The organism is Bacillus sp. 05T31, from assembly GCF_056396725.1.
Genome location: NZ_JBFTMA010000885.1, coordinates 1 through 1,483 on the forward strand (window position 1 = coordinate 1; position 1,483 = coordinate 1,483).

General features: G+C 32.6%; 1 protein-coding gene. It reads left to right on the plus strand.

Translation table 11 applies throughout. The features are described from left to right. Positions 1-295 precede the first annotated feature (295 nt). On the plus strand, positions 296-1,483 hold a 1,188-nt coding region (locus tag AC1DJR_RS29555; RefSeq protein WP_477004210.1), incomplete at its 3' end, for an HBL/NHE enterotoxin family protein.

A 1,483-nucleotide genomic window follows, 5' to 3' on the forward strand; every position in this document is an offset into this window, starting at 1 on the left:
CTCTTGTAATGCAAACTGGAAATCTAGTGAAAAATAAATATTTTACTATTCATTGGGCAGCTAATTCAAATATAGCTGATGAAACTTTATTKTTTACTTGTGAAAAACATACTATTTAAATGAGGAAGAAGTAAAATTCTTACATTCTATGAGAAGTAAATAATAACGAGGGTTTAACACTCTATCCGAAAGACTTCTCCTTTCTCAAGCGTGTGCAAGGAGAGAACCTAGCGCTAGGTTGTACAAGTTGTATGAATAAAGTTGTAAAAAAAACAATAGTAAAGGGGTGTACGGAATGAARAATAAAATWATKACAGGATTTTTAATRACATCAATYGTWACTGGAKCGACTATTCCTATCAATACTCTCGCAACRCCAATCGTTCARGCAGAAACTCAACAGGGAAGCATAGATATTTCCTCATCATTACGAAAATTAGGTGCACAATCTAAATTAATCCAAACATATATTGATCAAGCTTTAATGAGTCCTAATGTACAGTTAGAGGAAGTCCCAGCTTTAAATACAAATCAATCCCTAATCAAGCAAGATATGAAGGAATGGTCAGCAGAACTTTATCCACATTTAATTCTAGTAAATTCAAAAAGTAAAGGATTTGTAACGAAATTTAATAGCTATTATCCAACATTAAAAGCGTTTGTAGACAATAAAGAAGATAAAGAAGGKTTTKTGGATAGACTTGAAGTTCTTCAAGAAATGGCTATGACGAACCAAGAMAATGYRCAACGWCARATTAATGAATTAACAGATCTTAAATTACAGCTTGATAAAAAAYTWAAAGATYTCGATACTRATGTGACAAAAGCGCAGGATGTACTAAGTTCAGATGGAACAGGGAAAATAGACCAGCTAAAAAATGAATTACTAAATACAAAAAATGCAATTCAAAATGATTTACAACAAATAGCATTAKTACCAGGAGCTTTAAATGAACAAGGRTTTGTTATATTCAAAGAAGTCTATARYCTTTCAAAAGAWATCATTGAACCKGCTGCTCAAGCAGGGTTGGCAGCGTATAACAAAGGAAAAGAAATTAACAACTCTATTTTAGAAGCAGAGACAAAAGCAGCGCAAGAAGCGAAAGAAAAGGGTAAAACTGCTTTAGAGATTGAATCGGCAAAAAAAGCAGCTCGTGAAGCAATTGAGAAAAGCAAACAAGGTGAAATAGCTGCAGCTGCGGCCGCAAAAACGCAAGAGTATGACTTGATGAAAGCCATTGACACTGAAAAAATTAAGAAAACATTTGGTGCTTTCGCTGAAGTAAATAAACTAACAGCAGAGCAAAAAGCACATTTAGATGATCTAGAGAAACAAAACCAAAAAATATATGATTTAACAACAAAACTATCAATAGCAGATTTACAAAAATCAATGCTTCTTATTATGCAAAATGATTTACATACGTTTGCAAATCAAGTGGATGTAGAACTTGACCTAATGAAACGCTATAAAGAAGATTTG